The following is a 5674-nucleotide window of genomic DNA, read 5'->3' as shown; positions in this document are numbered from 1 at the left end:
ACTGGACAAGTCCTGTTCTTCCCTCTTGCCCTGCGGGGCAAAGCCTTCGGCTTTAATGAGTTACATTCGTAACTGTTTATAACAGTGATTATAAACTGAAAATGTACTTAGCTTATAATCAACTGAATAAACCTCACATTCTTTATAAAAAAGTTATAATCATGGATAAGACCAATAATATATCCACATTTACCACCATCGGCATAGACCGGCAGACTGGAAAGTTAATAGATAAACTCTGCAAACGCTATTCGCTGAAAAAAGGGGAAATAGTCAGGTTGGCATTTGTCTATATTGATAAAGCGTGTATCAACCCATCGGAAGCCCCCGAATCCGTAAAATCGGAACTGGCGAAGATAAACAAACGGCAGGACGACATTATCCGCTTCATTCGTCACTACGAGGAAGAACAATTAAATCCGATGATACGAACCGCCAATTCTATTGCGGTTCGGTTTGATGGTATTGGCAAAACATTGGAAACGCTTATTCTTTCTCAACTGGAATCCAGTCAGGGAAAGCAAATAGCCGTATTGCAAAAAGTCAGTGAACAGTTTAGCAAGCACGCTGACGTAATCAACCAGCAAGGGAAGCAACTTACCGCCTTGTATCAGATACACCAACGAGATTATAAGAAGCTACTAAATTTAATGCAACTCTATTCGGAGTTATCCGCTTGCGGTGTGATGGATAGTAAACGGAAAGAGAGCCTAAAAGCAGAGATTATCAATCTGATAAACACATAGAGCCATGCACATAGATTTTGCCCCACCATCGGGTGGAACATACAACAATGCAGGAAGTAGCCGCCAATTAGCTTCATACATGGAGCATGAAGATTTGGAACGGATGGAGAAAGGAATCTATACCGACGGCTTTTTCAACCTGACGGATGATAATATCTACAAATCCCAAATAATAAAGGATATAGATAGTAATATCGGGCAACTATTGAAAACAGATGCAAAGTTTTTTGCTATCCATATCAGCCCATCTGAAAACGAACTTCGGGCAATGGGGAACACTGAACAGGAGAAAGCCGAAGCCATGAAGCGGTATATTCGGGAAGTCTTTATTCCTGAATACGCTAAGAACTTCAACAAAGGACTATCCGGAGCGGATATAAAGTTTTACGGGAAGATACATTTTGACCGTAGCCGTTCTGACAACGAACTGAATATGCACTGCCATTTGATTGTCAGTCGGAAAGACCAAACTAATAAAAAGAAACTATCTCCGCTAACTAACCACAAGAACACCAAGAACGGAGTAATCAAAGGTGGTTTTGACCGTGTGAACCTGTTCCAGCAGGCAGAGCAAGGATTTGATAAACTGTTCGGTTACAATCGACAATTATCAGAATCCTTTGAGTATGCCAATGCCATGAGGAACGGTTCTATTTCCGAACAGATTGAATTACAGGAACAGAATTTGAAAGAACCAAAACAACATTTTACTGGCGAAAATAAAAAAGAAGTATTCCAATCCGGTGAAAAAGAAAACAATGTTTCTTGCAATATTGATAGTAAGCAAAACGAGAAACATTCTTTTAATCAAGGAAGTAATGCAAACAGCGATTCTCTGTTATCTATCTTTTCATTGGGAGATGGCAATAATTACGATGCAACATTAGCGGAAGAATTACAGGCACAGAAACGCAAGAAGAAAAAGAAGAAAGGAATAAGAAGATGATTGAATACGAAGAACTAAGAGCCGACATAGACCGCTACCTGATGGAACGGTTCAAATATCGCAAATCGCTCGTTTGCCTGACGGTGGATAATATTATCGCCACCCGGAGAAACAGCCGGGTAGATTTGTATTTGCGTATCAGAAAGGTTGAAAGCCGTTTTCCACCTGATTGCCTGATTATCGCCCGATTGGGTTTCATTAAAGAGCGGATAGGACACGGAACACACTTTCTTAGGCTTTTGACCGGAGTAGCCCGGAAATATGGTTTCAATTATATCGGCATTGAGTGTGCCAACATCAAAAGCAGTGCATTTGCCAAGAAGTTAGGCTTTTATTCCATAGATGGCGAGAATTACACAATAGCGGTAATCAATCTAATATCTTATTTTTCAATTGAATAATCTTAATTAATCCTTTCTTTATCTGAACACAAAGGTATATTCCAAGAATAAAACGGCAACACCGAGCCGCAAGCGGTTTTTGTAAATTTCTTCCTTTTTCGTCCCGAAAAAGAGTAAATTTCCAAAAAGTGTTGCCTTATTTATTCTTTCCATATGTGGGATGTTTATCAGAGAAAAAAAGGAAAAAATATGTGGGTTGGTGTGAGTGGGTATAAAAGACAAAACCGCCCTACGATACGTAAGAGCGGTTTGGAAATATTGTCAGTGTTCTGCTAATTGGTATTTATTCTCAATCTTTTGGGATAACCGTTGCATATCTTCCTCTATTTTCGCCCCTGTTATCTCTGCATAAATTTGAGTCGTTTTAATATTTCGGTGTCCCATCATTTGGCTAAGTGTTTCTATTGGAACGCCTTGTGTCAGACAAATGGAAGTTCCGAACGAATGGCGGCTCATGTGAAATGTGAGTTTCTTATCTAATCCACAGAGTTTGCCGATACGTTTGGTGTATTGACAAACCATATTCATACATAACATCTTAAATACCTTTCCTTTTTCGCCAGTACCCTTGTATTTTCGTATGATTTCTTTGGGTATATCCAATAATGGAATCAGTGACCTGCTACCTGTTTTCTGTCGCTTAATATCTATCCATTGGTTGCCCTCGCTATCTGTAACGATATTTATATCCTGCAAATTCTTGATGTCCGTGTATGATAAGCCCGTCCAACATCCAAAGACAAACATATCCCGTACAAATGCCACACTCGGATGCTCTATTGTGGTGGTCATTACCTTTTCTATTTCTTCGCAGGATAACCATTTCCGGGATGTTTTAGGTTGGTCGGGAACATAACCGAAAAATGGATTACGTGATATAATCCCTTTGTTCATGGCTCGTTTTACTAATTTCCTAAGAAATATAATATGCTGCATTACACTACCCGTTGCCATTTGATGGTCTATTTTCAGATACATATCGTAATCCTCAATAAAGGAGTATTCCAGACTTGAAAAGGACATATCACTTTTACCGTACTTATCACGGATAAACCGGGATAAGTTCAAATAGGCGTTTACATATGACCGGTAAGTGGCAATCGTATGGTTTAAACCGACACTTTTCCGTATCTCTTCGGTTACTTCTTCCAACTCTTTTAATAGCGTGGTAGGTTCTTGGGCTATATTCAGAACCGCATTTTTAACCCGTTCGGCTGTTACATAGCCATCTTTCTCTACAATACTGGCATAGTGTTTTTCTATGGAAGCTGAAAGGCTTCTTAGTTCTCTATTCACACCTGCTTCGTATGTAGTTCTCCCCGTTGAACGCCCGGTTTTGGCATCCCACAAATCAGGATTGGTTTCCAATCCTGTGCTGAATTGGACGATTTCCCCGTCCAAAGTTATGCGCCCCATTACGGGACAAAGCCCGTTCTTTTTTACTTTGTTCCTATTGATGTAAAATAGGTATTTGAATGTACTCCGCATGATGTTATTATTGGTTTTGAGATTTTACAAAAGAAAATTTTCCTGCCATCCGTTCAGATAACTGTTTCATATCGGCACTTATCTTTTGAGTGGAAACGGTCGCATAAATTTGGGTAGTGTGTATATCCTTGTGTCCCAACATCCGGCTGACTGTTTCGATAGGCACGCCTTGCGATAGGCACAATTCCGAAGCGAAAGTATGACGGCTCATGTGATATGTTAAATTCTTTTTAATTCCACATATTTCGGCTATACGTTTCAGGTTTATATCAACGGTGGAATATCCGGGAACAGAGAACAGTTTCTCACTAAACCTGTCCTTTTTGTACTTCTCTATAATTTGTAAGGGAATATCCAATAGTCGTACACGGGAAACCGTACCTGTCTTTTTCCGTGCCATGACAATCCACTGTTTGCCGTCCTCTGTTGTTACAAGCTCCTTTTCGGTCAATCTCCGCAAGTCGGCAAATGCCAATCCGCAGAAAGAGGAAAAGACAAAGAGGTCACGGATTAATGTACGGTTTGGAGAATCAAACGTAGCGTTCATTATCTTTTGCAGTTCTTCGTCCGTCAAAGTACGGTGTTCGCTTTGTCCACGTTCAGGTTTATACTCCGTAAATGGGTCACGGGTAATAAATCCTTTGTTGAGGGCAATGCGAACTATTTTTCTGAACGGGATAATGTAACCTAATATAGTATTCGGTTTCATTTTCAAATCCACCCGTAAATAAAAGTCATAGGCTTCAATAAAAGAGAATGTGAGTTGATTAAACGACATATCCCGCACACGGTATTTTTTTTGCAAGAAGTCAGCCAAATGACTGTAAGCGTTACAATAGCCCTTGTAAGTTCTTTTCACCCTGTCTATTCCGACACGTTTATGGTAAACTTCGTTGTGTTCCGCAAATACTTTTAGTAAGGTTTCCTGTGTGGTGGCAATGCCCTGAAATGCGTTTTTCAGTTCTTCGGCTGTTACGCTCCCCCGATTGGTTAGGTATTCCTTGTAACGGGCGTGAATACTTAGATTGATTTTATCAATCTGACGGTTTATCTGTAAAGCGTGATTGCTTTTTCCGGTCATTCTCCCGGCTTTGGCATTCCACTTTGATGGCTCGGCTTCTACCTTTGCCGAAAACTGTGCCATTGACGTGCCGATGGTGATACGTCCCATTACAGAACATAGTCCATTGATTTTTACCTGATTCTTTTTAAGGTAGAATAGCACCTTTAATTCTTCTTTCATGCGCTCACTTTTAATTAGTTACAAAATTATTGCTTAAGTGAGTTACTTGAAGAATGGAAGCCACAGCCAAAGAAAGCCACTTATAGACAAGTGAAGTAATGTTTCTTTTTGCTCTGTCAAACAGCTATGAAAACCGTTGTTCTGCTTTGTCGCTCCTGATAAAAACAGGTAATGACTTGGTAACGGAACGCTGACTTTTCCTGTCTGTTCTTGGCTTTTTACCTTGTCTTACCATCATGCCACCAAAAGACATAAAGTGCTAACAAATAAACAGTTGCTTCGTTTGTCGTTTCTTGTCTTACCAACTATTGATGTGCATCAAAAAGATGCGTACGTTTACTGAAATTTAAATCGGTCACCGTCAACAAATAAGATCCAATCCGATCTTTTTGACAGATATAAGGCATATATTGTGACATAGCCTTTTGCGCAAGACCACCAAATAGAGGAAAGAGGATAGCTATATATGGCGCTTTTTACTCAAAAAGGCCGTTTTTTATACACGATAGGTCACGAAAGTCTACTCGACTAGTCGTATTAGGCAACGCCAATAGTGCCGTTGGGCATCGTAAGTAGTCGTGAACTGGATTGTAAGTAGTCATGAATGGGCATTGTGACCCTGTTATAACCCTATCGTAACCCTATGAGATAGCCCAAACAACCCATAAGATATGAATTACGATGAACTAATTTCGCTAGAATGAAAGGCTGTTTTTTGACATCTATCTATTTAACAAACGATTACTGATTTTTTCTTGCGTATTTAGGAGCGAGCCGTACTTTGTCCCGGAAAAATCGATTCTCCGGGACTTAACTTTACAATTTGTCAATTTGATTATTCTGTCGAAAG

5 protein-coding genes are annotated in these 5674 nt (G+C 39.9%); 3 read left to right on the top strand and 2 right to left on the bottom strand.

From position 1 onward, the window contains the following. Positions 1–161: 161 nt before the first annotated feature. From QZ379_RS11870 to QZ379_RS11860, 3 genes are read left to right on the top strand one after another with little or no spacing between them, the layout of a single operon-like run. A complete protein-coding gene (locus QZ379_RS11870) occupies positions 162–746 on the top strand; it encodes a BfmA/BtgA family mobilization protein (RefSeq protein ID WP_259009508.1) in 585 nt (194 codons plus the stop codon). Positions 747–750: 4 nt separating this feature from the next. Beyond that, positions 751–1692, top strand: a complete 942-nt coding sequence (locus QZ379_RS11865; RefSeq protein WP_259009507.1) for a DUF5712 family protein — start codon at positions 751–753, stop codon at positions 1690–1692. After that, positions 1689–2093, top strand: coding sequence for a GNAT family N-acetyltransferase (locus tag QZ379_RS11860; protein ID WP_259009505.1), 405 nt, complete (start codon positions 1689–1691; stop codon positions 2091–2093). The genes QZ379_RS11865 and QZ379_RS11860 overlap by 4 nt, the downstream gene beginning before the upstream one ends. Positions 2094–2354: 261 nt before the next feature. Here QZ379_RS11860 and QZ379_RS11855 read toward each other — a convergent pair whose 3' ends face one another. After that, positions 2355–3581, bottom strand: a complete 1227-nt coding sequence (locus QZ379_RS11855) for a site-specific integrase (protein ID WP_259009504.1) — start codon at positions 3579–3581, stop codon at positions 2355–2357. A gap of 7 nt (positions 3582–3588) precedes the next feature. Beyond that, positions 3589–4824, bottom strand: a complete 1236-nt coding sequence (locus tag QZ379_RS11850; RefSeq protein WP_259009503.1) for a site-specific integrase — start codon at positions 4822–4824, stop codon at positions 3589–3591. Positions 4825–5674: the final 850 nt, after the last annotated feature.

Origin of the sequence: Bacteroides sp. (genome assembly GCF_019417265.1) — a bacterium.
In the GTDB taxonomy this organism is placed as follows: domain Bacteria; phylum Bacteroidota; class Bacteroidia; order Bacteroidales; family Bacteroidaceae; genus Phocaeicola.
The sequence above is the reverse complement of the archived record's forward strand: the minus strand, read 5'-3'. Positions and strand labels throughout refer to the sequence as shown.

Coding starts and splice junctions, on each gene's coding strand:
- QZ379_RS11870 (WP_259009508.1), top strand. CDS start 162: ATGGATAAGACCAATAATATATCCACATTTACCACCATCGGCATAGAC.
- QZ379_RS11860 (WP_259009505.1), top strand. CDS start 1,689: ATGATTGAATACGAAGAACTAAGAGCCGACATAGACCGCTACCTGATG.
- QZ379_RS11855 (WP_259009504.1), bottom strand. CDS start 3,581: ATGCGGAGTACATTCAAATACCTATTTTACATCAATAGGAACAAAGTA.
- QZ379_RS11850 (WP_259009503.1), bottom strand. CDS start 4,824: ATGAAAGAAGAATTAAAGGTGCTATTCTACCTTAAAAAGAATCAGGTA.
- QZ379_RS11865 (WP_259009507.1), top strand. CDS start 751: ATGCACATAGATTTTGCCCCACCATCGGGTGGAACATACAACAATGCA.